The organism is Pseudomonas sp. ASL4, assembly GCF_056680395.1.
The window spans coordinates 3,845,018-3,870,700 of the sequence record NZ_CM155280.1 but is presented as its reverse complement, the minus strand read 5'-3'; the positions used below and the strand labels follow the sequence as shown (position 1 = coordinate 3,870,700).

The 25,683-nt window shown below is 59.0% G+C and carries 22 protein-coding genes and 1 pseudogene; 12 read left to right on the top strand and 11 right to left on the bottom strand.

The genetic code is table 11. The features are described from left to right. Positions 1 to 4 precede the first annotated feature (4 nt). Complete coding sequence (fabI, locus tag AC1MEW_RS17480; protein WP_054047522.1) at positions 5 to 799, top strand: enoyl-ACP reductase FabI; 795 nt, start codon at positions 5 to 7, stop codon at positions 797 to 799. Positions 800 to 974: 175 nt separating this feature from the next. Here the strand turns inward: fabI and AC1MEW_RS17475 are convergent, their stop codons facing one another. Then, complete coding sequence (locus tag AC1MEW_RS17475) at positions 975 to 1,838, bottom strand: LysR family transcriptional regulator (protein ID WP_201257424.1); 864 nt, start codon at positions 1,836 to 1,838, stop codon at positions 975 to 977. A gap of 118 nt (positions 1,839 to 1,956) precedes the next feature. Here AC1MEW_RS17475 and AC1MEW_RS17470 point away from each other — a divergent pair, with 118 nt between their 5' ends. Continuing rightward, positions 1,957 to 2,382: a VOC family protein gene (locus tag AC1MEW_RS17470; RefSeq protein WP_201257423.1), complete on the top strand. Its 426-nt coding sequence runs from the start codon at positions 1,957 to 1,959 to the stop codon at positions 2,380 to 2,382. Then, positions 2,379 to 3,665 (top strand): amidase, encoded by a 1,287-nt coding sequence (locus AC1MEW_RS17465; protein ID WP_201257422.1) that lies wholly within the window; start codon positions 2,379 to 2,381, stop codon positions 3,663 to 3,665. Before AC1MEW_RS17470 ends, AC1MEW_RS17465 begins: the two co-directional genes overlap by 4 nt. On the opposite strand, the gene AC1MEW_RS17460 is transcribed toward AC1MEW_RS17465, so the two are convergent. The 5 genes from AC1MEW_RS17460 to AC1MEW_RS17440 all read right to left on the bottom strand — a co-directional run bounded on the left by AC1MEW_RS17460 (position 3,612) and on the right by AC1MEW_RS17440 (position 8,745). Then, positions 3,612 to 4,220, bottom strand: coding sequence for a GGDEF domain-containing protein (locus AC1MEW_RS17460; RefSeq protein ID WP_201257421.1), 609 nt, complete (start codon positions 4,218 to 4,220; stop codon positions 3,612 to 3,614). The genes AC1MEW_RS17465 and AC1MEW_RS17460 overlap by 54 nt on opposite strands. A 74-nt stretch (positions 4,221 to 4,294) precedes the next feature. Then, the gene (locus AC1MEW_RS17455; RefSeq protein ID WP_322268786.1) at positions 4,295 to 4,873 is read right to left on the bottom strand and encodes a hypothetical protein; all 579 of its coding nucleotides are present in this window, start codon (positions 4,871 to 4,873) and stop codon (positions 4,295 to 4,297) included. Between the two features lies 1 nt (position 4,874). Next, positions 4,875 to 7,043: a xanthine dehydrogenase family protein molybdopterin-binding subunit gene (locus AC1MEW_RS17450; protein ID WP_480423013.1), complete on the bottom strand. Its 2,169-nt coding sequence runs from the start codon at positions 7,041 to 7,043 to the stop codon at positions 4,875 to 4,877. 25 nt (positions 7,044 to 7,068) lie between these two features. After that, positions 7,069 to 7,524 (bottom strand): (2Fe-2S)-binding protein, encoded by a 456-nt coding sequence (locus AC1MEW_RS17445; protein ID WP_201202648.1) that lies wholly within the window; start codon positions 7,522 to 7,524, stop codon positions 7,069 to 7,071. A 375-nt stretch (positions 7,525 to 7,899) separates the two neighbouring features. Next, a complete protein-coding gene (locus AC1MEW_RS17440; protein WP_480423012.1) occupies positions 7,900 to 8,745 on the bottom strand; it encodes an oxidoreductase in 846 nt (281 codons plus the stop codon). Positions 8,746 to 8,858: 113 nt separating this feature from the next. On the opposite strand from AC1MEW_RS17440, the gene AC1MEW_RS17435 reads away from it, so the two are divergent. Further along, entirely contained in the window at positions 8,859 to 9,776 is a 918-nt protein-coding gene (locus tag AC1MEW_RS17435; protein WP_242486424.1) for a LysR family transcriptional regulator, read from the top strand. A gap of 159 nt (positions 9,777 to 9,935) precedes the next feature. Here the strand turns inward: AC1MEW_RS17435 and AC1MEW_RS17430 are convergent. Both AC1MEW_RS17430 and AC1MEW_RS17425 read right to left on the bottom strand, forming a co-directional pair. Next, positions 9,936 to 10,106 (bottom strand): annotated as a pseudogene (locus AC1MEW_RS17430) (transmembrane sensor/regulator PpyR); the annotation flags it as partial. 69 nt (positions 10,107 to 10,175) lie between these two features. Next, positions 10,176 to 11,534, bottom strand: coding sequence for an XAC2610-related protein (locus AC1MEW_RS17425; protein WP_480423011.1), 1,359 nt, complete (start codon positions 11,532 to 11,534; stop codon positions 10,176 to 10,178). Positions 11,535 to 11,693: 159 nt separating this feature from the next. On the opposite strand from AC1MEW_RS17425, the gene AC1MEW_RS17420 reads away from it, so the two are divergent. The 3 genes from AC1MEW_RS17420 to AC1MEW_RS17410 all read left to right on the top strand — a co-directional run bounded on the left by AC1MEW_RS17420 (position 11,694) and on the right by AC1MEW_RS17410 (position 17,032). Then, positions 11,694 to 12,191 (top strand): VOC family protein, encoded by a 498-nt coding sequence (locus tag AC1MEW_RS17420; RefSeq protein WP_201202629.1) that lies wholly within the window; start codon positions 11,694 to 11,696, stop codon positions 12,189 to 12,191. Between the two features lie 34 nt (positions 12,192 to 12,225). Further along, positions 12,226 to 13,059: an AraC family transcriptional regulator gene (locus AC1MEW_RS17415; protein ID WP_480423010.1), complete on the top strand. Its 834-nt coding sequence runs from the start codon at positions 12,226 to 12,228 to the stop codon at positions 13,057 to 13,059. A gap of 289 nt (positions 13,060 to 13,348) precedes the next feature. Continuing rightward, complete coding sequence (locus tag AC1MEW_RS17410; protein WP_480423009.1) at positions 13,349 to 17,032, top strand: hypothetical protein; 3,684 nt, start codon at positions 13,349 to 13,351, stop codon at positions 17,030 to 17,032. A 10-nt stretch (positions 17,033 to 17,042) separates the two neighbouring features. Here AC1MEW_RS17410 and AC1MEW_RS17405 read toward each other — a convergent pair whose 3' ends face one another. The 3 genes from AC1MEW_RS17405 to AC1MEW_RS17395 form a co-directional block, all read right to left on the bottom strand. Next, complete coding sequence (locus AC1MEW_RS17405; RefSeq protein WP_322268793.1) at positions 17,043 to 17,630, bottom strand: LysE family translocator; 588 nt, start codon at positions 17,628 to 17,630, stop codon at positions 17,043 to 17,045. A 193-nt stretch (positions 17,631 to 17,823) separates the two neighbouring features. After that, positions 17,824 to 19,359 (bottom strand): rhomboid family intramembrane serine protease, encoded by a 1,536-nt coding sequence (locus AC1MEW_RS17400; RefSeq protein WP_480423007.1) that lies wholly within the window; start codon positions 19,357 to 19,359, stop codon positions 17,824 to 17,826. A gap of 25 nt (positions 19,360 to 19,384) precedes the next feature. Continuing rightward, on the bottom strand, positions 19,385 to 20,335 hold the full coding sequence (locus AC1MEW_RS17395) for a lysozyme inhibitor LprI family protein (protein WP_480423006.1): 951 nt from the start codon (positions 20,333 to 20,335) through the stop codon (positions 19,385 to 19,387). A 433-nt stretch (positions 20,336 to 20,768) separates the two neighbouring features. Between AC1MEW_RS17395 and AC1MEW_RS17390 the strand changes: the two genes are divergently transcribed. From AC1MEW_RS17390 to AC1MEW_RS17370, 5 genes are all read left to right on the top strand, one after another. After that, positions 20,769 to 21,809, top strand: coding sequence for a DMT family transporter (locus AC1MEW_RS17390; RefSeq protein ID WP_480423005.1), 1,041 nt, complete (start codon positions 20,769 to 20,771; stop codon positions 21,807 to 21,809). A gap of 80 nt (positions 21,810 to 21,889) precedes the next feature. After that, positions 21,890 to 22,972, top strand: a complete 1,083-nt coding sequence (locus tag AC1MEW_RS17385) for a bifunctional transcriptional activator/DNA repair enzyme AdaA (RefSeq protein WP_480423004.1) — start codon at positions 21,890 to 21,892, stop codon at positions 22,970 to 22,972. A 24-nt stretch (positions 22,973 to 22,996) separates the two neighbouring features. Then, positions 22,997 to 23,800 (top strand): isocitrate lyase/PEP mutase family protein, encoded by an 804-nt coding sequence (locus AC1MEW_RS17380; RefSeq protein ID WP_480423002.1) that lies wholly within the window; start codon positions 22,997 to 22,999, stop codon positions 23,798 to 23,800. A gap of 5 nt (positions 23,801 to 23,805) precedes the next feature. Beyond that, the gene (locus AC1MEW_RS17375) at positions 23,806 to 24,423 is read left to right on the top strand and encodes a DNA-3-methyladenine glycosylase family protein (RefSeq protein WP_480423001.1); all 618 of its coding nucleotides are present in this window, start codon (positions 23,806 to 23,808) and stop codon (positions 24,421 to 24,423) included. Between the two features lie 411 nt (positions 24,424 to 24,834). After that, the gene (locus AC1MEW_RS17370; RefSeq protein WP_480427273.1) at positions 24,835 to 25,671 is read left to right on the top strand and encodes an ABC transporter ATP-binding protein; all 837 of its coding nucleotides are present in this window, start codon (positions 24,835 to 24,837) and stop codon (positions 25,669 to 25,671) included. Positions 25,672 to 25,683: the final 12 nt, after the last annotated feature.

Genomic DNA, 25,683 nt, shown 5'->3' with positions numbered 1-25,683 from the left:
ACACATGGGTTTTCTCGCCGGTAAGCGCGTACTGATCGTCGGTGTCGCCAGCAAGCTGTCCATCGCATCCGGCATCGCTGCCGCCATGCATCGCGAGGGCGCTGAGCTTGCCTTCACTTATCAGAACGACAAACTCAAGGGTCGTGTCGAAGAATTCGCACAAGGCTGGGGCTCGAGCCCTGAGCTGTGCTTCCCGTGCGACGTGGCCAGCGATGAAGAAATCGCCAAGGTCTTCGAAGAACTGAGCAAGAAGTGGGATGGTTTGGACGTGATCGTTCACTCCGTCGGCTTCGCCCCGGGCGACCAACTGGACGGCGACTTCACCGAAGCCACCACCCGTGAAGGTTTCCGCATCGCTCACGACATCAGCGCCTACAGCTTCGTGGCCCTGGCCAAGGCTGGTCGCGAAATGATGAAAGGCCGCAATGGCAGCCTGCTGACCCTGTCGTACCTGGGCGCCGAGCGCACCATGCCGAACTACAACGTAATGGGCATGGCCAAGGCTTCCCTGGAAGCTGGCGTTCGTTACCTGGCCGGCTCCCTGGGCCCGGAAGGCACCCGCGTCAACGCTGTATCGGCTGGCCCGATCCGCACCCTCGCCGCTTCCGGCATCAAGAACTTCCGTAAGATGCTGGCCGCCAACGAAGCGCAAACCCCGCTGCGTCGCAACGTCACCATCGACGAAGTCGGCAACGCCGGCGCCTTCCTGTGCTCGGACCTGGCGTCCGGCATCAGCGGCGAAATCATGTACGTAGACGGTGGTTTCAACACGACCGCCATGGGCAACATCGAAGAGTGATCTTCGGTTAGCCAATAAAAAACCCGCCGAGTCAGGCGGGTTTTTTTATGCCTGCAATTTAAAGACTGACTCGATCCACTGTGGGAGCGGGCTTGCTCGCGAATGCGGTGTGTCAGTCGACATTTCTATCAACTGGAAGACCGCATTCGCGAGCAAGCCCGCTCCCACAGGGGGGTTATGTATTTTGCATGAGACACCGCGCAAACAGCTGCTGAATCGGCTGCATCCGCTGGCTATAACGCTGCAACAGCACAATCTCGCGATAGAACGTCAATTCACCCAACCGAATCACCCTCACCTTCGCCCCATGCTCAACCCACAACCCCGCCTCCGGCAGCAGCGAAACCCCCAAGCCGCATTCGACCATTTTCACGATGGCCTCCAGCTCATCCAGTTCCAGCCCGACCTGCACGTCAATCTGTTGCTCGCGCAGAAACCGCGTCACCAACCGCCCGCCGAACGAATTGCGGTCGTAGCGCACCTGAGGATGCTCGGCGAGCAGTTGCAGCGGATCATCACCCTCCAGGTCCGCCGGCACGATCAGCACAAACGGTTCTTTGCGAATGACCTGTGCCGACAGCTCCTTGGGCAGTTCGAATGGCGGCTTGATCAGGATCGCCAAGTCCACTTCGCCAGTATCCACCTGACTCAACAGGTTCAACGAAACACCTGGCACCAGTTTCGGCTCCAGCAGCGGCGCCTGCTGCCTCAAACGCAATAACGCCTGAGGCAACAACCCGGTCTGGACCGTGGCCACCGCGCCAATTTTCAGTTCGCCGCGATACTCACTGACGTCATCGCTGACCGCCATGCGCGCGAAGGTTTCCAGCATCTCCCGAGCCATCGGCAAGGCACGCTGCCCCGCCGCGTTGAGCAGCGCCTGGCGCCCGGTGCGGTCGAATAGCCGAATGCCCAAGGCCTGTTCCAGATTACGGATCTGCGCACTGACTGCCGACTGCGTGAGGCCGATGTGCATGCCGGCCGCGGCGAACGTGCCGTAACGGGTCACGGCGATAAAGGTTTTCAGTTCCCGCAACATACGCACCGCCGTCGCCATTGATCGAAATATTTTTTGCTCGATGCAAAAATTATCGTCTTTTAATCAAAAAGCACAGAGCTAAACTCAGCTTCAACTTTCGACCGTTGAGGATTACCCAATGCCGCTCTCCCCTTTTCACTTGGCCATTCCGGTGTATGACCTGACAGCCGCACGCCGTTTCTATGGCGACGTGTTCGGTCTGGAAGAAGGCCGCTCCAGCGATCACTGGGTGGATTTCAACTTTTTCGGTCATCAGTTTGTCATTCACCTGGCGCCGAAAAACGCCTCTCAGGAAGCGGCCCACACCAATGCCGTGGACGGCCATAACGTGCCGGTGCCGCATTTCGGCGTGGTGCTGGGCATGGCGGAATGGGAAGCCTTGGCCGAACGGCTGAAATCCCTCGGCACGCAGTTCGTGATTGAACCCGGCATTCGTTTTCAGGGACTGGTGGGCGAGCAAGCGACGATGTTTCTGTTCGACCCGTGCGGCAATGCGCTGGAGTTCAAGGCGTTCAAGGACATCAATCAGTTGTTCGCCAAATGATCGGCCCTGGAATGGACGCCACCGCCCTCAGTGAAGCGGTGAACAACGGTGAAACCACAACCGCCGAGATTGCCGATACTTTTCTTGAGCGCATTCAAACCCTGGAACCGCAGATCCAGGCTTTCGTCTCGTTCAAACCGTTGCAGGTCCGCCTGCAAGCTGCACTTAAAAAAAATAAAGGCCTGTTGGCTGGCGTGCCGGTAGGCGTCAAAGACATCTTCGACAGCGAAGACCATCCCACGCAGTTCTTCTCGCCGATCTATGCCGACCATCAACCGTCCCGGGACGCCCATGCAGTGACGCTGCTGCGCGAGGCCGGCGCGTTGATCATGGGCAAGACCCACACCACCGAATTTGCCTACATGCACACCGGCCCGACCCGCAACCCGCATGATCTGGACCGCACGCCGGGCAGCTCAAGCGCCGGCTCCGCGGCCGGGATGGCGGCGGATTTCTTTGCCGTGGCGCTGGGTACCCAGACTGCCGGTTCGCTGCTCAAACCGGCCTCTTACTGCGGGTTGTTCGCCTTTAAGCCTTCGACAGGAGTGGTCTCGCTGGAAGGCGTGAAACCGCTGGCGCCGAGCTTCGACACCGTGGGCTGGTACGGTCGCTCGGTGCGGGATCTGCACCTCGTGGCACGCGTTCTGATTCCTGGCTTTGCCCTACCTGAAACCCCACAACGCCCGCTGAATTTGGGCTTCTACCGCACCGCGCGCTGGGATCAAGTCGACCCCGAGGTCGCCAGCGCTCTGGAACACGCCCTTGAGCATCTGCGCAACGCTGGCCATCAGATCAGCGAACTGCAATTGCCGGACGAATTTGCCGGTGTGTTCGATGATCATCAGCTAATCAACGATTGCGAGGGCGCCCGTTCGCTGGCGAAGGAATTTCAGCAGCACCGCGCGCTGTTAAGCCCCTCGATACTGGCGATGTTCGACCGAGCCGCAGCCACGACATGGGAACAGGAATCCGCAGCCAAGGCCCGGTTGGCAGCCCTTGCACCGCGTCTCAACGAGCGATGCCAGCCTTTCGACGCCATGCTCGGCCCTTGCTGCGGGATGGTTGCGCCGCTGGCCGTGGACAGCACCGAAAACACCGGGCCATCGGACTTCATCAAGTTCTGGGGGGCGTTCGGCTGGCCACAGGTGAACATCCCACTGGCGCGCGCCGAGGGACTGCTGCCAATCGGGTTGCAGATGATCGGCCGGTTCAGAAACGACGGTTTGTTATTACGAACGGCGGAACGGGTGGCTGCCGAACTGTTCACTGAAAGCCGCCAATAGCCTCTCAGCCGTCTGGTCAAGCGATGGATGACACTCGATCTGGCCGATACTGAAGCGAATGGCATAGCCGCGGTGCACCGTGGCGTTGCGCTCGTCGAGCATCTCTTCGAGCCGCGCCCGGATGGCCTCGATCTCCACTCCATTGGCACCAGTCAGCAGCGCCGCGAACTCGTCGCTGCCCATACGGCCAATCACATCACTCTCGCGAAAGGCAATCCGCAGCACATCGGCGAAGGTTTTCAGGGCATCGTCGCCTTCGGCGCGGCCATACAGCTCATTGATGTGTTTGAAGTTGTCGAGGTCGAAAAACAGCAAGGTCGCCGGCTTGCCTAATCGCAAGCACGCGTCCAACCCCCGTTGAGCCAGCGCCTCGAAGCCATGACGATTGGGCAGCAGAGTCAGTTCATCCATGCTCGCCACCTGCACCGCCGTCAGTTCTTGCTCGGCCTGGCGCGCCAATTCGCGCAACAGTTCGCGCTCTTGTAATGAAGCATCCGGCCCGCGCAGGGTGTCTGCACAAGCCCCCGGCTTGACCGGTTTGCCTGGAACCAACATGTCTCACTCCTTTGATGGGTCTATACGTTAGAGGCGCACAGACCCGGTTTGACTCCTGATAAATCCGCCGCTGGTCAGATGCCCGCTACCGGGCACGGCCCTCCGGCGTCCGCCCAGAGCTTGAACTGGGTAACGAAAATGTCGTGAGGCACCGGCACCGGCGCCCGATTGCCACCCGGATTCCAGCCCCAGAGCACCAGTTTGTCGTCGCTGACGTGTTTGATCAGCGCGGCGAAATCACGGTCGCCATTGCTGGAGCGATCCTTGATCAACGCGCAGAGTTTGTCTGGCGGCAGGCCGATCCAGGCCATTTTGTGCGCCGCGGATGGCAGGCTCCAGTGCGGCGCGCCTGGCGGTGCGTGGGGGCCGAAACTGGCCGGCGGGTTGTTTTCGGCATGGCAGGTGGCGCAGGGCAAACCGGCGGCGCCCTTGCCGTCCATGCCGCGCACTACGTTCATCGCGTGCGGGATGCCAGCATCGAACTGCAACGGTGAATCGCCTGGGATGTGGCAGTTCTGGCAGCGCGGGCTCTGGAAAACCTTCTGCACCGTCCCGAAGGCTTTCAACGCAGCCTGATCGTCGGCGAACAGCTCCGAGGCGTAGCCGCCCAGTCCGATCAGCACCACGGCGCCCAGTATCAAATGTCGTTTCATCTCACACCCCCGACAGTTGCAACGGCAGTTCCCGCAGGCGTTGCCCGGTCAGGGCAAACACTGCGTTGGCCACCGCTGGCGCCATGGGCGGCACACCGGCCTCGCCGATACCGCCTGGTTTGTCGGTACTGGGCACGATGTGCACCTCCACCACCGGCATTTCGTTGAGCCGCAGCACCTGATAATCGTGGTAATTGGACTGCACCACCTGGCCGTCCTTGAACGTCACTTTGCTGTGCAGCGCAAACCCCAGGCCGAAGGTAACGCAAGATTCCATTTGCGCAGCGATGCTTTCGGGGTTGACCGCGATGCCGCAGTCCACCGCGCACACCACCCGATGCACGCGGATCTTCAGATTGTCCTGGGACACTTCGGCGACATGCGCAACGAAGCTCCCGAACGATTCGTGCACCGCAACACCCAAGGCGTGACCGTCCGGCAGCGGCGCGTTCCAGTTAGCTTTTTCCACGGCCAGGTTCAGTACGCCCAGATGCCGTGGATGGTCCTTGAGCAAGGTTCGGCGGTATTCCACCGGGTCTTTGCCGGCGGCCGTGGCCAGTTCGTCGATCAGCGATTCCATGACAAAGGCGTTGTGGCTGTGCCCAACCGAACGCAGCCACAGCACGTTGATGCCGGTTTTCGGTGAATGCAGCTCCACCAGATGATTGGCCATGCCTTCAAGGTAAGGGCTGTCGGCCACACCTTCGACCGAGGTTTTGTCGACGCCGTCCTTGACCATCGTCGCCGCAAACGCCGTGCCGTCCATGATCGACTGCCCGACCATCACATGCTTCCAGGCCAGCGGCATACCGGCCGCATCCAGACCAATACGCGCCTGATGCAGGAACATCGAGCGGTAATAGCCGCCACGAATGTCGTCTTCCCGGGACCAGACGGTTTTCACCGGCATACCGGCGGCCTTCGCGACTTGCACCGCTTCACTGACAAAATCCGAGGTCGGGTTGGCCCGACGGCCAAAACCGCCGCCGAGGAATTCGGTGTGGATTTCAACCTGTTCGGGTTTAAGCCCGGTGATCTTGCCCGCGATCATTTGATCGAGGGTCTGGAACTGGGTGCCGGTCCAGATTTCGCATTTGTCCGCAGTGATTTTCACCGTGCAGTTGAGCGGTTCCATTGGTGCATGGGCCAGGTACGGCACGCTGTATTCAACGTCGATGGTTTTTGGTGCTTTGCCCAATGTGGCGGCTGCATCGCCAGCCTGACTAGCTGGCATGCCGGGGGTAGCGGCGAGTTGGCGGAAGCTTTCCAGCAGTTTCACGCTGTCGAGGCCGGTGTTCGGCCCCAGGTCCCAGTCGATGTTCAGCGCATCGCGGCCCAGTTTCGCCGCCCAGTAGTGATCGGCAATCACCGCCACGCCCGTGGGCACCTGCACCACTTTGTGCACCCCCTGCACCGCCAGCGCCTCGGCGCCTTCGAAGGATTTGACGCTGCCGCCAAACACCGGCGGGCGCGCAACCATGGCGGTCATCAGCCCTTCAAATTGCACGTCCATGCCGAACTTGGCCCGACCGGTGATTTTCTCCGGGGTGTCGAGCCGTTTGGTCGGTTTGCCGATGATCTTCCAGTCCTTGGCGTCCTTGAACTTGATCGAGGCCGGGTCCGGCACAGGCAGCTTGCCGGCGTCATCCGCCAGTTCACCGTAGGTCGCGCGTTTGTCGCCAGCGATGACCACGCCCGGTTCGGTGCGAATCTCGGACGGCGCGACGTTGAAGCGCTTGGCGGCGGCGTCGATCAACATCAGGCGCGCGGCGGCGCCGGCCTGACGATAGCGGTCGAACTCCATCCAGGTCGAAGTAGACCCGCCAGTGATCTGCATGCCGCCAAACCCGGCCAGACCATAATCCTTGGCCGAGGCGGGTGAATGTTCGACGCGGATCTTCGACCAGTCGGCGTCCAACTCCTCGGCGATCAGCATGGTCAGGCCGGTCCAGATGCCCTGGCCCATTTCCGAATGGCCGAGCAGGATGGTGACGCTGTTGTCATTGGCGATTCGCAGGAAGGCATTCGGCGCGAAGACATTGCCTTGATCCTCGGCGCCCAAAGCAAAACGATGGCCGCCGGGAATGACAAACGCCACCACCAACCCACCGCCAAGCACCGCACTGCCCTTGAGAAAACCACGGCGTGAAACAGGACTGAAGCTGTTCATTGAACTGACTCCCCCGGACGTAGCATCAACCGATCTCGGCGGCGCGTTTGACCGCCGCACGGATCCTTGGGTAAGTGCCGCAGCGGCAGATGTTGCCGGACAGCGCCTGATCGATGTCACTGTCGGTGGGTTTGGGGATCTTCGCCAGCAAGGCTGCGGCCGACATGATCTGCCCCGACTGGCAGTAACCGCACTGCACCACGTCAAGCTCAGCCCAGGCTTGTTGCACCGGGTGCGAACCGTCGGTGGACAGGCCTTCGATGGTGAGGATTTTTTGCCCGTTGGCCACGGCCGTGACAGGAGTGATACAGGAGCGCAGCGGCGCGCCGTCGACGTGCACGGTGCAGGCACCGCACTGGGCCATGCCGCAACCGAATTTGGTCCCGGTCAGGTGCGCGACATCGCGCAAGACCCACAGCAAAGGCATGTCCGCGGGGACGTCCAGTGCCTGGTCCTTGCCATTGATATTCAGGGTAAGCATTACGGATTTCCTCAGACTCACGGTGTTCTGAAGGGGCGCCGTTGAAACACCGTCGTTATTTGTAGGAGCCAGGCTTGCCGGCGAAGGCGTCAGGTCTGACAAACCACGTTACCGTTCATCGCGAGCAAGCTTTGCTCCTACAGGGTCGGCGGGGCTACACGCCTCGGGCTATCCATACAGCTAAGCGCAGATTGAACGGGTGGCCAGATTCAGCGACCGCCGGTCACGCAAGATCGAACACAAATACCTGATCTATTGAGTTACCCCTGTGGGAGCGGGCTTGCTCGCGAAGGCGGGGTGTCAGTCAACATCTCTACTGACTGGAAGACCGCTATCGCGAGCAAGCTTTGCTCCTACAGAGGTCAGCCGATTGGTTTAGAAGTCGGTGGACTCTGACAGCTTGCGCCAGGTGTTCAGTTCTTCGGCAACAAACGCATTCTTGGCCGCGATATAGAGCACCGAATCCGAACCCAGTGGCAAACGCAGCGGCGGTTGTTCAGCCTCGACCAGCGTGATCAGCGCCTGGGCCAGTTTTTCCGGGTCACCGGGTTGTTGCTGATTGATGGCTTTGGCCTGTTTGCGCACTTCGCCGGCGGTCGAGGCGTAGTCGGCGATCGTTTCCGGCGACTCAACCAGGGAATTGGAATCAAGGAAGTCAGTGCGGAAGTAGCCCGGCTCAACCACCGTCACTTTCACCCCCAACGGCGCCAGTTCGCCGTGCAGGGCTTCGCTCAGGGCTTCGACGGCGAACTTGGTCGAGCAATAAATGCCATAGCCCGGCGCCGACTGATAACCGCCCACCGACGAAATGTTGATCACATGCCCGCTGCGGGCGGCGCGCATGTGCGGCAAGACCCCACGTGTAACGTTCAGCAGGCCAAAGACGTTGGTTTCATAAAGCCGCTTGATTTCATCGCTGCTCGCCTCTTCCACCGCCCCGATCAAACCGAAACCGGCATTGTTGACCAGCACGTCGATGCGCCCGAAATGCTCGATGGCAGCTTGAGCTACCGCCACGCCCTGGGCTTCGTTGGTCACGTCCAGGGTGGCGGCCAGCAAGCCCGGTTGATCGCCAAAACGCTGAACGATTGTGCTCGCGTCGCGAGCCGTGGCCACCACCGCATCACCGTTGGCCAGCGCGGCGGCAACGATTTTCGCACCGATACCACGGGAAGCGCCGGTGACGAGCCAGACACGTTTGAAAGAATGAGAGGTGCTCATGTTCGATACCTTGTGTGGGGTTGGGACAGGCACCAAGGTACGCAGGAAGATTGGTCGGAAAAATGCCCTCGTGTTACAAGCACTATGAAACGCTCTTTCATAATGGTTCGACCATGAATCACGATCCGTTCGACGGCTTGACCGAGTTCCTCGCGGTAGCCGAGCATAAAAGCTTCACCCTCGCCGCCACCCGGCTGGCCGTCACGCCTACGGCGGTCAGCCATGCGATCAAGTTGCTTGAGCGGCGCACCGGCGTGCTGCTGTTCCAGCGCACCACCCGCCGCGTGGCGTTGACCGAGGCCGGCGCCAGCCTGTTTACGCGCTTGCGCCCGGCGGCCAGTGAGATCGATGAAGCGCTGGCGGTGCTCAGCGGCTTTCGCGATCAACCGATGGGCACCCTGCGCATCACCGCGCCACGTTTGTCTGGTGCGCTGTTGATTGAGCCGCTGATTCCGTTGTTTCGCCAGGCCCACCCGCAAGTCACCCTCGATATTTCCCTGGATGACGCCACGGTGGACCTCATGGCCGGCGGCTTCGATGCCGGGATCCGTTTGGGTGAATCGATCGAGAAAGACATGGTCGCCGTGCGCCTGACACCGGACCTGCAATGGTCAGTGGTCGGCTCCCCGGCCTACTTCGCCAAGGCTGGCCAACCCGCCAGCCCGGAAGAACTGACCGGGCATGAATGCATCGGCTTTCGCTTTTCGACCTCGGGCAATGCCCATCGCTGGGAGTTTCAGCGCGATGGTCGCGACTTTACCGTCGGCGTTGCCGGTGGCGTGATCGTCAACGACCGCAAGTTGCTGGCGGCCGCTGCTCGAGATGGCCTGGGCCTGGCGTATGCCTGCGACCTGGAGATTACCGACGAACTGGCGGAGGGACGACTGCAACGGGTGCTGCAGCCATTCGTGCCGCTCAGTTCGGGGTTGTACCTGTACTTCCCGAGTCGCACCCAGACCCAGCCGAAACTGCGGGCGTTTATTGATTTGGCGACCCGCTGGATCGCTGAACGCGGCGGCCTCGGACGCTAATGTCAGTCAATTAAGCCTGACACCGATTCTGTGGCGAGGGGCTTGCCCCCATTGGGTTGCGGAGTAACCCCCGGCTTTTCTCAGTGTCACCGAGTCGTCTGGATTTACGACTGCTCCGCAGCCGAACGGGGGCAAGCCCCCTCGCCACAGGTTTGATTATCAGACCACCACTCGGGATAGGTAGATACTCAGCCGATGCGGGGTCAGCAGGCGCATCACATAGCCGATTTTGAGCAGGGTTGGGCCGATAATGGTCATGGCATGCATCGAAATCAGCGTCAAAATCGACAAATACCCGGTGTAAAGGTAAGCGCCGGAGATGCTGACCAGCGGTCTTAATGACTCGAGATCACGTCATTTTGACTGCTGATAGCACGGTGGGATTTCTAGCCCCCTGCCTCAAGGTACTTTTACATAACCGCCGCTGTATTTCTGATACTCACCGTAACCCGTCACGCTAGCCGCACCGTTGAGCAATTGCAGGCGAAAAATCGGCCCGCCCTGGGCATCCAGCACAATGGCCAGATTGCCGGCCATCAACGTCGACTGATAATGGATCTCGCTGGGTGGATCCTTAAGCTGGAAAGCGTTGAGGCTGATGTCTGCGGTCTCAGGGCCGTTGTCGACCCCCGGCAGTATTTTCACAAACATCTCACCCACTCGCTGCTCTGCGGCATTGCTAATCATGTAGTGGCCCTGACGTTGATTGTCGGCAACCCGCTCGAGTTTTTGCGGCGCAACTTTGAAAGCGGTGGGCCGCATTTTGATGCTGAACTCACGGCTGGCGCTACGCCACGTACCGGTCTGGGTCCCCTGTACGTTCGGCGTGCCTTCCAGGTACCAGTCGCCGGTCATCTGACCGTCGTCGCTCAATTCGTGCAACAACACACCGCCATCGTCGTACGCCCCACCGACCAGCCGGATCGGCTTGCCGCTGCCATTCTTACCGTAACGAACTTCACCGACGTACACCGCCCCCTGAAGTTGCCACCAGAGTTCGACCGCGATCTTGTCGTCGAGGGTGCCACGCAACATCACCGGAGGCTCAGTGTCCGGGCCCTCAAGATGATGGCGTTCGATCCACTGACCCGCCGTCAGTTCGCGCTCGGTGACGTCCATGTAGCCCGCCGGCATGAAGGGGTTTGCCTCCGTCGGCATCTGCGCGGCCATGATCTTTTCGGCGACCATGACCGGTTGATTTTTCTCTATCTGCCAAGTCGCGTACTGATGCCAGCAGCAGCCGCTTTTCGAGCTCGTATGCAAGCGCTTGGCGACTGGATCAACACCGAACATGCCCAACTGCCCATCACGGGTCAGGTAGGAGTAATTGGGGTTAAAGACCAGAGTCGGGCTCGCGGGATCGGACAGGTAGATGTCATAGGAAGGGCCGCCGTAACCGCCCTCACTGCCGTTGCGTACCGCCATATCCTGTTGCCCGTCGAAATTGAAGTCATCGAAAAACAGCAGGCTCTGATCGCCGTAGGCCGGAGCCTGGTTGATCTCCATCATTTTGCTGTTGCGTTCTAAATCGACAAACGCCTCGGGCGACTCAATGCGTTGCAGCTCCTGGCCACTGGACTTATCGCGCAAGGTGACCTGCGCGGGCGCGCCCTCGAAGCTTTGGGCTGGAGGATTGGGGAACACCACCTCAATCGCATACTTCTGTGCCGGATCGGTGAGGTGAAAAGTCAGCGGCTCAGCACTCGCACAAACGCTGGCGAGCAGGCAGGCAACAGCCAATAAACGAGGGGTAACCATGATGCTGAGCGTCCTTGCGGCAAAATCGGGGCGGCAAGTCTAGCGACAAACAGTTCGGGCCGATATGTCTTCTCGACTTGTCGATCTACGGCACCGCCAACCGGCTACCGAGTGACTACGCTGATAGTCCAGCGTGCTAACCCCGTAGAGGAGAACACCATGCAACGCGTGCAAAAACTCACACCCTGCCTCTGGTTCGATGATCAGGCCGAAGCGGCTGCCAAATTCTATTGCTCGATCTTCGATCACTCCAAAATCACCGCCATCACCCATTACGGCAAGGCTGGTTTCGAGCACCACGGTCGCCCCGAAGGCTCGGTGCTGACTGTGAGTTTCGAACTCGATGGCCAGGGCTTCACCGGGCTCAATGGCGGCCCGGTGTTCAAGTTCAACGAAGCGGTTTCGTTCCAGGTCAATTGCCAGACTCAGGAAGAGGTCGACCATTACTGGGGCGCGTTATCTGCCGTACCCCAGGCCGAGCAATGTGGCTGGGTGAAGGACAAGTTCGGGCTGTCCTGGCAGATCGTCCCGGTGGCCATGATGGAGATGCTCAAAGACCCCGACACGGTCAAATCCCAGCGGGCCATGCAAGCGATGATGCAGATGAAAAAACTAGACATCGCTGAACTGCAGCGGGCCTTTAACGGCGAGAGCTAATACACTCAAGCGCTGACCTGCCAGGACACTAACGATGAAGCATGCCGCAGCCAAAGATGCCGACAAAGCTCCACGTTTCTGGCGTGACGACGCCCTGCCCTTCATCGAAGCCCGGGCCATCGCCGATGGCCGCGAAGTCTGCTACGCCCGGCATTCCCACGCGCACTTTTCCATCGGCGCGATTACCGCCGGGCTCAGCACCTATGTGCATGAGCAATCGGAGTTTCAGGTCAGCACCGGCACCGTGGTGCTGATGAACCCCGGCGATGTCCACGCCTGCAACCCGATCGATGACCAGCCCTGGTCGTACCTGATGCTCTACGTCGAGACGCCGTGGTTGACCGACTTGCAGCATCAACTGGGGTTCAGCCAGGACCAGGCGTTTCGCCGGTTTGCCATCACCCACAATCGTGACGCCAGCCTGTTTGTCGGCCTGAAGGATCTGTACGCCGTGCTGGTCGATGAACAGCAAGACATACTGCGCAAGCACAGCGCCGCAGTGGAATTTTTCACCGAGGTGCAGCAACGCCTCAACCCCATCGATCAGCCGTTGCGCGAGCCCAATTTCAAACTCGAGCGAGCCGCCGACTACATCCGCGACAACTGCACGCAACTGCTCAAGCTTGAAGATATTTGCGAAGCGGCGCAGTTGTCACCGTCCTACCTGATCCGCGCGTTCAAGCAGCATTACGGCATGACGCCCCACGCGTTTTTGCTCAACCGGCGCATCCAGTTCGCCCGGGACCGCTTGCGCAGCGGCAAGCTGATCGCCGATGTGGCGCTGGAAGCCGGGTTTGCCGATCAGGCGCACTTTCAGCGGGTGTTCAAACAGCATCTGGCTGCGACTCCGGGGCAGTATCGCGGTTAGAAGTAATCGCCTGTTGAAGGTTTGGTAAACCAATAGTCCCGTGCAACTTTATACAATCAGCAATACACCTCCCTGGCTAACTCCGCCCTGACAACAACCTATAACGGCGCTATTGCTGACTGCCCAGCAATACGGTCATCTGCAAACAAACATGCAGACATACAGCAACAATGGCAGCGCTGCATGTTTGCCTTTAGCCTGCAAACCCGAACAACGTCCAAACATACTTGCACCTTTTCAACAAACACCACATCAACAGTAACAACATCCGAAGATGGAACTTCAGAGCATGCAAAACCAGAACAACAACCCAGTTACTTCCAGCAATGAACTTCAAAAACTAGCCATCACCAAAGCACTGGAAGATTTTCTCACTGACGATCATGTTCAAAGCACTCTTCAATGGTCCTGGGATCGCCTGGCCATGAAAAGCGTGAGCGGTTCCAACTTTGATCTGGTTCATCGCTCGGGGAGCATTTGCCTTTCGAGACTGGCCCGGCATCCGGCTTTTCTGAAACTGCGACGGGAACACGCCCTGCCCGACCAGGCGGCATATCAAGTCGATAAACATGGCCGTATTTATCACGTTCGGCATAACCTGAGTTCCATTGAGCGTCCGGCTAGCCCTCCCGTCGTCGTTACTAACACCTACTTCTCGCGCACAGACATCACCGCTCACATCGCCGGTATTCCGGCGCTGGACGAAGACCTGAAACTACTGACGAAAATGGCGGCGTTGACCGGTGGGTTCATCAGTTCAAGCGAGTGGATTTCGGTAGGCCAATGGCTCGACTTCCAGGGTTTACCGTTGCCAACCAACGAACAAGACACCAGAGGGCTGATTGATTTACTCAACTTCGCGACACTCCCCGAGGCTCCTAGATTTGGTAACTACTGGCAACTTCTGGATACCCCCGAAGACTCGCCCTTCAAACTCACCGATAACAATCGCGCAATCATTCGCAAGGTAACCCGGTATTTAACCGGTGGCAAAACCTCCCTGGTGGCACATTTGGGCAAGCACTTGTTGTTTGAAATCGCCTCGGCGGGTCAGTTACCCACCAGTCAGGATTACCGCTTACAAAGGCTGATCGAAATTACTTCCGGGACCTCGGAACAAGGGCAAGCGTACTTCGATGCCCTGGGCTGGTTCACCGACGAAACCAAGCCGAAACCGTCACCCGAGTTTGTCGAGCAGTTGCTGATCGCCGCCATGCTGCTCGACCTTGATCCCATCGTCGACAATGCCAATACAACATTTGCCGGCTTCGATCTCTATTCGGCCGATGACTTCATGCTTCATCCGTCCAGTGTGCGCACGCGCCTGGAACAGCATCTGGTTGACAGTCTCAAGCTTCATCAAATGTTCGCACCGCTCGTTGCCCAGTTGGTGCTTGGCGGTATGGCGCCGCAATACCTGTTTGCCGGCTGGCCTGGCGAACTGCGCCTCGGAACGCCAGCCTGGGTGGTGAGTACTCAAGCGATACATTTTGCTGAAGCCCTTATCCCTGGTGTTTCACGCAAGTTAAGCCATCAACATCTGCTCGGCCTGGGTCAGTCTTCCCAGGCAACCCCGCAACTGGCTTCGTTGCATGCCGCCCATACGGTGGACCCGATGGTCACCTGGGCGCTGATGAACAAAATCATTGCGCGGGACACCCAAGGCAACCTGACCCAGGAAGCGCTGACCCTGGCCGCTAATGAATACGAACAGTACCTCGACAAAATACTGAATGCCGCCACAGCACTCGGCCAGGCAATACCCCACCGCCAACCACTCGCGCTGAAAGAACTGAAAGCCACGGCACCCGCCTGCGATCCTGGCGAACTGTTGGTCAAACACCGTGGTAGCGGTGGCGGTGCCGGGCGAAAGGTATCGGTTCTTGATCTTTACATGGGCGATGAACTTCACAGCCAGGATTGGGATCGCGTCAGAGGCACTAGTATTTACCAATCATTTCCCGAGTTGACAGAACTGTATCCCGTTGCCGACTTGTATGAAGAGGCCATCAATCGGCATCACAGCGCAACAACAGAAGCATTGGCCAGCAACATCGAAGTCACTCTTTCGCAATTGTCCCGCAGTGAAGCCTCATTCATCGAGTACGGCGCTGTCGGTATTTATTGCATTGAGGAATACAACACGACCCGCTTTCCAACTTTACCGTCACCGGGAGGTATACCCCGTCCCTTGACCCCTATCCCAGGAGAAACCGGACGTTACGGTGTCATTCTCTGTGCGCAAATGAATTCGCAGGTTCGTTGCTTTGAGCTGTTTCCATTACGACTGGAATGCCGACTCAACCCGAAACTCGAATCCGTGTTCCGCCCCCTTGTGACGCAAGAGGGGAATGGCCGCAAGGTGAAATTTGCCGGCCGTGAAAAGTTCGATAACGTCCCTCTGGACATACGGGCGTACTTACAAAACCAGGCACCGCGCAGCAATGCGCAATCAAGGATGTTCATCCGAAAGATCGGAGAGTTCCAGGCACCGTCGGCCACAACCGTTTCGAGCGTTGAAAACCCCTTCTTCCGCTCGGCACGCAAAGAAGCACTCAGCAAGCTTATTGCTGAAGAAAACCCCTATTTCACCGTCAAAGAACTGAAGCAGATAGGCCTCGACCAGACCGAACGGGAACGAGCGATCGAGAAGACCGATGCCATCTTCAATACAGTGCTCAATATGATTATTCCGTTCAAGGAGTGCGTCGAAGAGATGTCCTCGGGCAACCCCTCCCGCCAACAAAACGCACTCCTGGGGTGTGTCATGGATGCAGCGGCACTTGTCCTGGTCTTTGCGCTCGTGCCGGGCAAAATTGCCGTCACCAGTGCCAAAGCCACGACCGTGGTAACGAAACTGCTTTCTGCATCGAGGGTCGGTGCCCGTGCCGTGGTCGGGTTGATCAACCCTTTGGACGGTATTCCGAAACTCCTCAAGGGCGGCCTGAAGCTGATTGGCAAAGGCGCCTTGAAAGTTGGCCATTACTCCGCCTCTAGCGCCCAGATCGCCCGGGCGCAGTTACGGCATCTGACCGGCACCCACTCTTATGATCTGATCAAGGCAATCAACCACACCGGCAGCGCATCGCAGATCCGCATGAGCCTGGACACCTTGGCCCATGCACGGGCGTTGTTTAAAAGTGATGGCCTGGAAACTGCCGAGCACGTACTCAAACACCTGCACGCCAATGACGTGAAGTTGCTCAAGCACGTGCCTGAACAGGAACTTCAGCATTTGTTGGAAAACTCGTTGGCCGAGATAGCGCGCAAGTCTGGCGACACCCAATCGCTGACGAAGCTACTGGATGCTGACGTTGTCGGCTCGCTGATACGCCAGCAAGCGCAAAAGTATTCACTGGCCAACCTTCGCCAGTTCAAGGATCACGCTGTATTGCCGGAGCTCTTCCACGACACCCTGAAGGTGGAATACAAAAATCTGACGGCCATGAATCAACACCAAACGACATTACTCGCCTCGGACCTTGGCAAGTCGCCTTACAACGGCATCCTGGAAGATGTGTCCTTTAACCCTGACCGTTTGACCGACAACGCAGATCGAGCCACCGCCTGGATTCTCAAAGCGTCGAATTCCCGAAACGAGGCTGACAACATCAGGACTTTGCTCCACGAATACAGCAACAATGGCAAGTCCCTGACTGATCCTGCGGTTTACAAGGAACTGCATCGACGTCTGGTGCCCGAGACGACAGATGCCCTGCGCAGCCCTACCGCTCAGGCTCGTTACCCTTCCAACGTTTCGGGCGCGGCGATGTTGGAGAATCACCTGGCAACCCTGGATCCAGCCCATGAGCATTTCGGTAAGCAGATGCTCGGCTCCTTTCTGGGCTACCACAGCTTCGTCGACGGAAATGGCCGTACCGCACGGGCGATCTATGCCATCACGGAACTGCGCGCCAATCGATTCAACGCCCTGCCTGTCTCGACAGAAAATGCCCTGAGCGGTCTGGCGTGACACAGGGAATCTAGGTCCGGATCAGATACCCCGCACACACCACCAGCAGCAACGCCATGCTCCGGTTGAACAGCCGCATGCCCCTGGCGTTGCTCAAATACCCGCGCAAGAAGGTCCCGGCATAAGCCCAGCAGCCGACCGAGAGATAACAGACCACCAGATAAATCGCCGCGAATTGCCAGACCAGCCGCGCGTCGCCGTCCGCGACAAAGGCGCCCATGCCCGCGACACAGGCCAGCCAGGCCTTGGGGTTGAGCCATTGCATCATTGCGCCGTAAAACATCGAGGGCGCCTTGCCCTCCTGACTGGCGCCCAAGTGACCGTTATCGACCGCCAGTTTCCAGGCCATGAACAACAGAAACGCCACCCCAGCCACTTGCACCACCCGGGTCAGCACCGGCCATAACCGCAGCAACTCGTGCAGGCCCAGGCCCATCAACACCAGCAGCAAGACAAACCCCAGGGTTGCCCCCGCCACATGCCGCTGACTGGCACGAAAACCAAACTGCGCCCCGGAACTCAACGCCACGATATTCACCGGCCCCGGGGTTATCGAAGCGACCAGGGCAAACGCCGCCATGGAGATCAACACACTCATCACACACCTTCTTCAATTCAGTTGAACCGGACCTCAAGGTAAAGAGCGCACCGATCACTGTATTGAACAAAACACCCCTCCCGTGCCCACCACAAAACAATGTGGGAGCAGGCTCGCTCCCACAGGGATGTTTTCGTCAGGGTATACCGCGGCGGCGCGGCAGGATTGTTGGGTGGGGTAACCCTGACGGTTGCTAAGGGTGGCGACCATCAATAGGAGATGAAAGTCTTTTAACAGCGGCGACCTGCACCACTGAGTCGCTCATGAGTGCCCTGAACTGGGCCTGCGTCGCTGCATCCGGCTCGCGGCCCTGATTTCCCATGATGACTGCCACGCGATACATTTTCCGATTGTCGTCGATGTAGCTCAGGATCGCTTCCCGTAGTGCAATTCGTGGCGAACCGTTTGGTAGAGGGGCATTCTCGAAGGAGGCATACAGCTTTTCCCATTGAGGGACGACTTCCTGCATGATTTTGTTGGCTATCGCATATCTTTCGCCTGGCGTATGCACAGGTACGCGCAAGAGCGCGCCCCCCTCGCTCATCGCTTTTGCCAAGCTGGGGGCAATAGTGTGCTCCAAACTTGTGAATTGAAGCTCTTCATTGTAAGCCTCGCGGATATGCGCCAACAGGTAAGTCGACGAGCCCAAAACGACGAGTGCCAGCGCAGAGGAAAGCAACGCGCTTTTAAGCGCTACTTTTGCGCGAGCCGGCTCGTTGAGCGGCCTTGCCAGCGTCAAGCCGAGTAAAACGCCACCCACCAACCCGCCAAGATGCGCGCCGTTGTCGATGCCCTGGTGCGTAAAACCGTAGAACAGGTTGTACGCGATGAGCACCACGATCGAGATGCGTTGTTGCAGAGCAATCGACGTCGGCAACTCGTGGCGGAACTTCAGCACATACACCAGCAGCCCACCGAACACCCCGAAAATGGCGCCCGATGCACCCGCACTGTTGACGGTCGGATGCCACAGCACACTGACAATGCTGCCGGCCACGCCGGCAAACAGGTACAGCGCCAGGAATCGCCCACTCCCGTACAGGCGCTCCGCCAGTCGGCCGATTTGGAACAGCGCGAGCATGTTGAACATCAAGTGAACCAGGCCGAAATGGACAAACACCGATGTGAGCAGGCGCCACCATCCACCACCCAGGGTTTCAGGGCCGAAGTTCGTGCCCCATCGGACGGTCATAGGAATGTTCTGCGCCATGATCCCGACGCCGCCCGCGCACATCGCCAGGTAAACCAGAACGTTTATCGCGATCAGCCCGTAGGTGACCCTGGTGATCGGCGTCAGCGCAAGGATTCGTTCGGAGTAGCTGGATAACGCTGTTTGCTCCGCCTCATGGGCAGGCGTTGTTTGCCTGGGGAGCCATTCCAGGATTCTTTTTGCTTCGTCGCCGCTGGACGCGATCAAGAAGACACGTTGAATTCCGGCTGGCGCATGGATGTCGAAATAGACGTACTTGCGGATGGTTTTTGCATCAAAGATCTGGTCGCGCGGGATAACCCGCTTCGTTTCGATGGGGCGCTGAAACAGCTTGAGACTCGACTTGATGAGCGCTACATCCTCATCGGTGACGCAAAGCTCGCCTTTCCTGAGCATTGAGCGCAGAACAGTGCCGCGCTGTCCACGTGGAGGCCGGACCGCGAACCGGACCCTCGACGTTCCAATTGGCGTCCCCTGCGCAACTTCCGGAGGTTGCGAGGTGTGGGTGAAGTCGTCCATCGTTGGCTCGATCCGTTCCATCGTCTTACCCTCTCTCGCAAAGATCAAAAGCCCCGGAGATGAGCGCACTCACTGCGCTCATCGCCTGTTCTTTTGCAAGCACTGGCGGGACACCGAAATGGCTCGAATAGTACGTCGCCAACTCATCGCTCGCGTCCCGAATTGACGCCTGATGCCGTGTAATAAAATGCGGCTCGTCGACCTCTTTTTCCGCTCCGTCGTTGTTTTCATCCTGAGCGCCGGGACTTATATCGAGTGCTTTCGCCTTCCATAAGTCAGTGCGGTGCAAACGAACGGCAACCAGTGTGTAGTCAAACTCACGTGCGAGACTGAAGCGAATGGTCCCCGGGCAAGAGGGTTGTACCGCCACCGCCGCTTCCGTCAGTCGATCCACCGTTTTCAATCGCGACGTCATCGCCTTGCAGTCACTCTGGGTCAGTCGACCATCGATTGCCCCGCCGTATTCCGAACGCAGAACGCCCAGCGACCCGGGCCGCCGCACAAGCGCCGAACACGGAATTGTCAGCGAATAATCGTCGACCGATGCGACATTCAAGAATGCGGAAAAGTTTTTATCCGATGACGCCGCTTCATGTGCATTTTTAACGCCGGACAACGGCGATGCCACCGGTTTGTCATGAAGCGCTTCGAAAGACGGGGCAATCAGCCTCTCCACAGCTGTCGCACGATCGGCGCCATCCTCGATGGTCGCGTAGCGATAGATGGCTTCATACAACGGGGCGGATCTGGAATTCTGTCGGGCAAGTTCTGCCAGCGCGACATCCGGCGCCCGGAAAAGCGCCGCAACGGCCAGTTGGTTCAGCCGCTGATCGTAGGCACTGACGAGACACGCATGCACGTCGTCATTCGAACATTGCTTGCCCCGCGTTTTCAGCCATTGCCGTTGCAAGGTTTGCTGCTGCGACAGACCCCGATCTGACGCGTCCGAACGGGACGCTGCGAACAGGACAGCCATTGTTCGATCCCGTGTCGACAGCGCGGGATCATTACAGATCATCCTTTCGATGGCGTTACTCGACGCCTCACATGAAAAGCTCGGGCCGGACATCGCCGGATCCTGCGCGGAATGTGCGATGGGCACTCCCAACGCAGCACCTTGCAGGGATAGAACGACAATCAGGCGTGTTATTCGACCCGCGTATGACGTGACTAGCACTCCAGCCTTGGTTTTCAATACGCGTGTCCCGTTAGCTTATTGTTGTATGTCAAAATGCTACCACCGCCACCTACCCCTTCCTAATGAATACCGTGAACAGATATTCGGGCGCCCTTGCCTTCAATTCGCGCGGGGTTGTTGTCGGCGGCGGCTTCGATACTATTGATGGCGCGCCGTGCGTGAACAGCGCAAATCCTGCGGGTTACGTTGACTCAATGCCTTGGAGCCCTGAATGAACCTGAACATTGTCTACGCCCTGGGCGCCGCCGCCCTTTTCGGTGCGAGCACGCCGCTGGCCAAGTTACTGGGGCTGAACGTCTCGCCAATTCTGCTCGCCGGGTTGCTGTATCTGGGCAGCGGCGTAGGGCTAACCATCGTCCGTTTGATCCGCGATCGGGGCTGGCAGCCCAGCGGCCTGAAGTCCTCGGAATGGCCGTGGCTGATCGGCGCCATCGCTTTTGGCGGCGTGCTGGGGCCGGTGGCGTTGATGTTCGGTTTGACTATGACCTCCGGCGCCACCGCCTCGTTAATGCTCAACCTCGAATCGGTACTCACCGCCGTGCTGGCCTGGCTGGTGTTCAAGGAGAACGCTGACCGGCGCATCGTCGCCGGGATGCTGGCGATTGTCGCCGGTGGCTTGCTGCTGGCCTGGCCCCAGGGTTCGGCGCAAACACTGGGCTGGATCGGGCCATTGGCGGTGGCGCTGGCCTGTGCCTGTTGGGCGATCGATAACAACCTGACGCGCAAGGTCTCGGCTTCGGATGCGCTGTTCATCGCTGGCATCAAGGGGCTTATTGCCGGGCTGGTCAATTGCAGCCTGGCGCTGCTGCTCGGCGCGAAACTGCCGCAGTTCAATGTGCTCGGGCCGACACTGATCGTCGGCTTCCTGGGCTATGGCATCAGCCTGGTGCTGTTCGTACTGGCTCTGCGAGGGCTGGGCACTGCCCGTACCGGCGCGTACTTTTCCACGGCACCGTTCCTCGGCGCGGCGATTGCCATCCTGCTGCTGGGCGAACCGGTGACGCTGACGTTCTGGGCCGCCGCCCTGCTGATGGGCCTCGGGGTGTGGATTCACCTGACGGAAAGCCATGGCCACGACCATCAACACGAGGCGCTCCAGCACGGTCATCGGCATGTGCACGACGAGCATCATCAGCACGAGCATCCCTTTGAATGGGACGGCACCGAACCCCACAGCCATGAACATGAACACACGCCGATGCGCCACAGTCATCCGCACTTTCCGGACATTCACCATCGGCACCGGCATTAATTTAACGCCGCGACGCCTGAGCGAAATTACCTGTCGATTTTCCGGTGGAGGCGCCGCATGTCCCGCCTTATGCTCAGGCCATGAACCTACAAAACGCTGTGCTGCCGCCCCACGCCGAGATGGTTCGCGCCATGCTCGAACGAGACACCGCCTACGAGGGGGTATTTTTTACGGCGGTTAAAACCACCGGAATTTTCTGCCGCCCCAGTTGCACGGCGCGCAAACCCAAGCCGGAAAACGTCGAGTTCTTTGCCCATGCCGACGAATGCATGACCGCCGGTTACCGCGCCTGCCTGCGTTGCAAACCGCTGGATGCGGCGGCCATCGCGCCGGACTGGGTGCAGCGCTTGCTCAACCGGGTGGACGCCGAACCCGACCAGCGCTGGACCGACATTCAGTTGCAGGCCGAAGGCATCGAGCCGCTCAAATTGCGGCGCTGGTTCAAGCAGCATTTCGGCATGACCTTCCACGCCTGGCTGCGTACCCGGCGCCTCGGTATGGCGCTGGGCGGGATCAAACAGGGCGAGTCCATCGACAACGTGGCGTTCGATTCCGGCTACGAATCCCTGAGCGGTTTTCGCGATGCGTTTCAAAAGTTCTTCCACACCACGCCGGGCCGCGCCGCCAACAGCGAGCCGCTGCTGTTCACCCGGCTGACTACGCCGCTGGGGCCGATGATTGCCATGGGCGAAAGTCGTGGGTTGGTGCTACTGGAGTTTCTGGATCGGCCGGCGCTGACCAAAGAGGTCGAGGCATTACAAAACCGCTATGGTTATGCGGTGGCGCCGGGACACAACGCGCATTTGCAGCAGATCGAAGCAGAACTGGCGCAGTACTTTGCCGGTCAACGCACAGAATTCAACGTACCGCTGCATCTACCGGGCAGCGAATTTGCCCGGCTAGTCTGGGCCGAACTGGCGCAGATACCCTACGGCCAGACCAGCACCTACGGCGCCATCGCGGCGCTGCTGGGCAAACCCGGCGCCAGCCGCGCGGTGGGCCTGGCCAACGGACAAAATCGGCTGGCGATTGTGCTGCCCTGTCACCGAGTGATCGGTGCGGACGGCTCGCTGACCGGCTATGGTGGCGGACAACCGCGCAAGGCGTTTTTGCTCAGGCTGGAAAAAGCTGCGGTGCAGATCACTCAACAATTGGCATTCTGATTATTTCAAAGGGAAGGAAATTCGATGCAATCGTTCGATCAACAGTTCCACAGGCTGCATGACGACGGCCTGCTGATCCTCACCAACGTCGCCGACGCCGCCGGGGCGCGACTGGTGGAGCAACTGGGCAGTAAAGCCGTGGCCACCAGCAGCGCGGCGGTGGCCTGGGCTCATGGTTATCCGGACGGCAACACCCTGCCCCTCGAACGGCTGGTGTCGACGGTCGAATCCATCGCCCGGGTCATTCGCGTGCCCTTGACCGTGGACATCGAGGCCGGCTATTCCGATGACTTGGTGCGGGTGGCCGAAGTGATCGACGCGGTGATCGCCGCCGGTGCCGTCGGGATCAACATCGAGGACGGTGCTTCACCGCCCGAGTTGCTGGCGCGCAAAATCGAGATCGCCCGTCAGGTGGCGGAACGCCGGGATGTGAAACTATTTATCAACGCGCGAACCGACGTCTACCTCAAGGGCCTGGTGCCAGCCGAAGATCGTGTCGCAGAAACGCTCAAACGCGCTGCGTTGTATCAGGCTGCCGGGGCTGACGGGTTGTTCGCGGCGGGCGTCACGGCGGAGTACGAGATTGCTGCGATCTGCCGGGGCACGCCACTGCCGGTGAACGTACTGGGCTTTGCCTGCCTGCCGTCGCCTGACGAATTGAAAGCCCTCGGAGTTCGACGCCTAAGCGCCGGTTCGAGCATTGCCGAGTTCTTGTATGGCGCCATGGGTACCCTGGCGAAGAGCTTTCTGGAAACCGGCAAGCTCGACACTCACGACCTCAAGGCCTTCACGTATGGCGAGGTGAACGGCCTCCTGAAAAAATCCTGACCTGCATGCCTGACCTCTATCGACCTGCCAGTACTTTTCTAGCGTCCCTCGATGAGGACTGGCAGCGCCACATCGCCGCCATCGGCCCTTGCCTGCATCAACCGCATCCAGCGCGCGATCCCTACGAATCGCTGGTGCGGGCAATTGCCTATCAGCAACTGCATGCCAAAGCCGGGGATGCGATTGTCGGGCGATTAGTGGCGTTGTTTCCTTCAGGCAGGTTCCCTCGGTCCGAGCAAATACTGGCGACAGACTTTGAGCAGATGCGCAGTTGCGGGTTTTCTGCCAGCAAGATTTCGACGATCCAGGGGATTGCCCAGGCAACGCTGGACGGTGTCGTGCCGGATTACGCCACCGCGCTGGCCATGGACGATGAAGCGCTGATCGAGCGCTTGATTACCTTGCACGGTGTCGGACGCTGGACCGTGGAAATGCTGCTGATCTACAGCCTGGAGCGGCCGGATATTTTACCGGCGGATGACTTCGGGGTGCGCGAGGGGTATCGGCGGTTGAAGGGGTTGGAGGTGCAGCCTACTCGCAAGCAGATGATTGAGATTGGATTGGGGTGGAGTCCGTTTCGGACGGTTGCTGCGTGGTATTTGTGGCGGGTACCCGGCAAGTAGGCCGCGTTTATTTAGTCAACATAGCGACCGTGTGCCAGGTTTGCCTGAGCCGCGGGATGCCGTATGCGCCCCCCTTAACTCGATGCCGTTAGCGATAGGCGGCCCCACTCCTCGCACTTGTTTCACATGTAAAACAAATCGGTCACTTCCCTTCACTCAGCGTTACTTAAAAAGCATCGCCCTCTCGCAATTCGCCAAGCCTCGCACAATCAATGTGCAATTTCGTGCCATATAAGAAACCACGTTTTATATATGAAACGTCGATAAATTCACGAAACTAACATAACTCATTAATTCAAATAACTTTTTAAACAAAAAAGCAACTTGGCAAGTCTCTGGCATTGTTCATGCACTAAACACCGTATCACCTATAAAACAGACCAGAGACCCTCAAAAATGGCTGTGAAAGAGATGTACGCCGTCACCCCTCAATGGAATAAGTCCGTCCCCAAGGAAGATCTGGAACCCACCGAAATTGAATTTCGCAATGTCGGCAAATGTTTCCCGGCCAAAGGAAAGACCGAAGCGCCGTTTGCCATCCGCGAAGTCAACTTCAAGATTCGACGCGGTGAAGTGGTGTCGATCATCGGCCCTTCCGGTTGTGGCAAGAGCACCATCCTTAATATGGGCTCCGGACTTTATCGGCCTACCGAAGGAGAAGTGTTCGTCGGCGGCGAAGCGGTCACCGGCCCGGTCCGTAAGGTCGCCTTCATGCTGCAAAAAGACCTGTTGATGCCATGGCGCAGTATTCGCCGCAACGTCGAGCTGGGCCTGGAGATTCAAGGTGTGCCGGCCGCCAAGCGCCAGGCTGTGGCCAAAGATCTGCTCGATCGTTGTCACCTGCAAGGTTTTGCCGACCACTACCCGTTCCAGCTGTCGGGAGGCATGCGCCAGCGCGCCGCCCTGGCTCGCACCCTGGCGATCGACCCGCAAGTGCTATTCCTCGATGAACCGTTTTCCGCCCTGGATGCGCAGACCAAGATGATCCTGCAGCAAGACATGGCGCGGATGCTGTTCGATGAAAAGAAGACCGCACTGTTCATCACTCATGACCTGATCGAGGCCATCGCCATGTCCGACCGACTGCTGGTCATGAGCGCCCGCCCCGGCACCATCATCGAAGAAATCACCATTGATCTGCCGTTTCGCGACAACCCGCTGGAGCGCCGCAAGTTGCCGGAAATCGGCCCGCTGGTCGGTCGCCTGATGGCGTTGCTGCAAGTCGGCGAAGACACCGAACTGCATTGATCAACGCCTTAG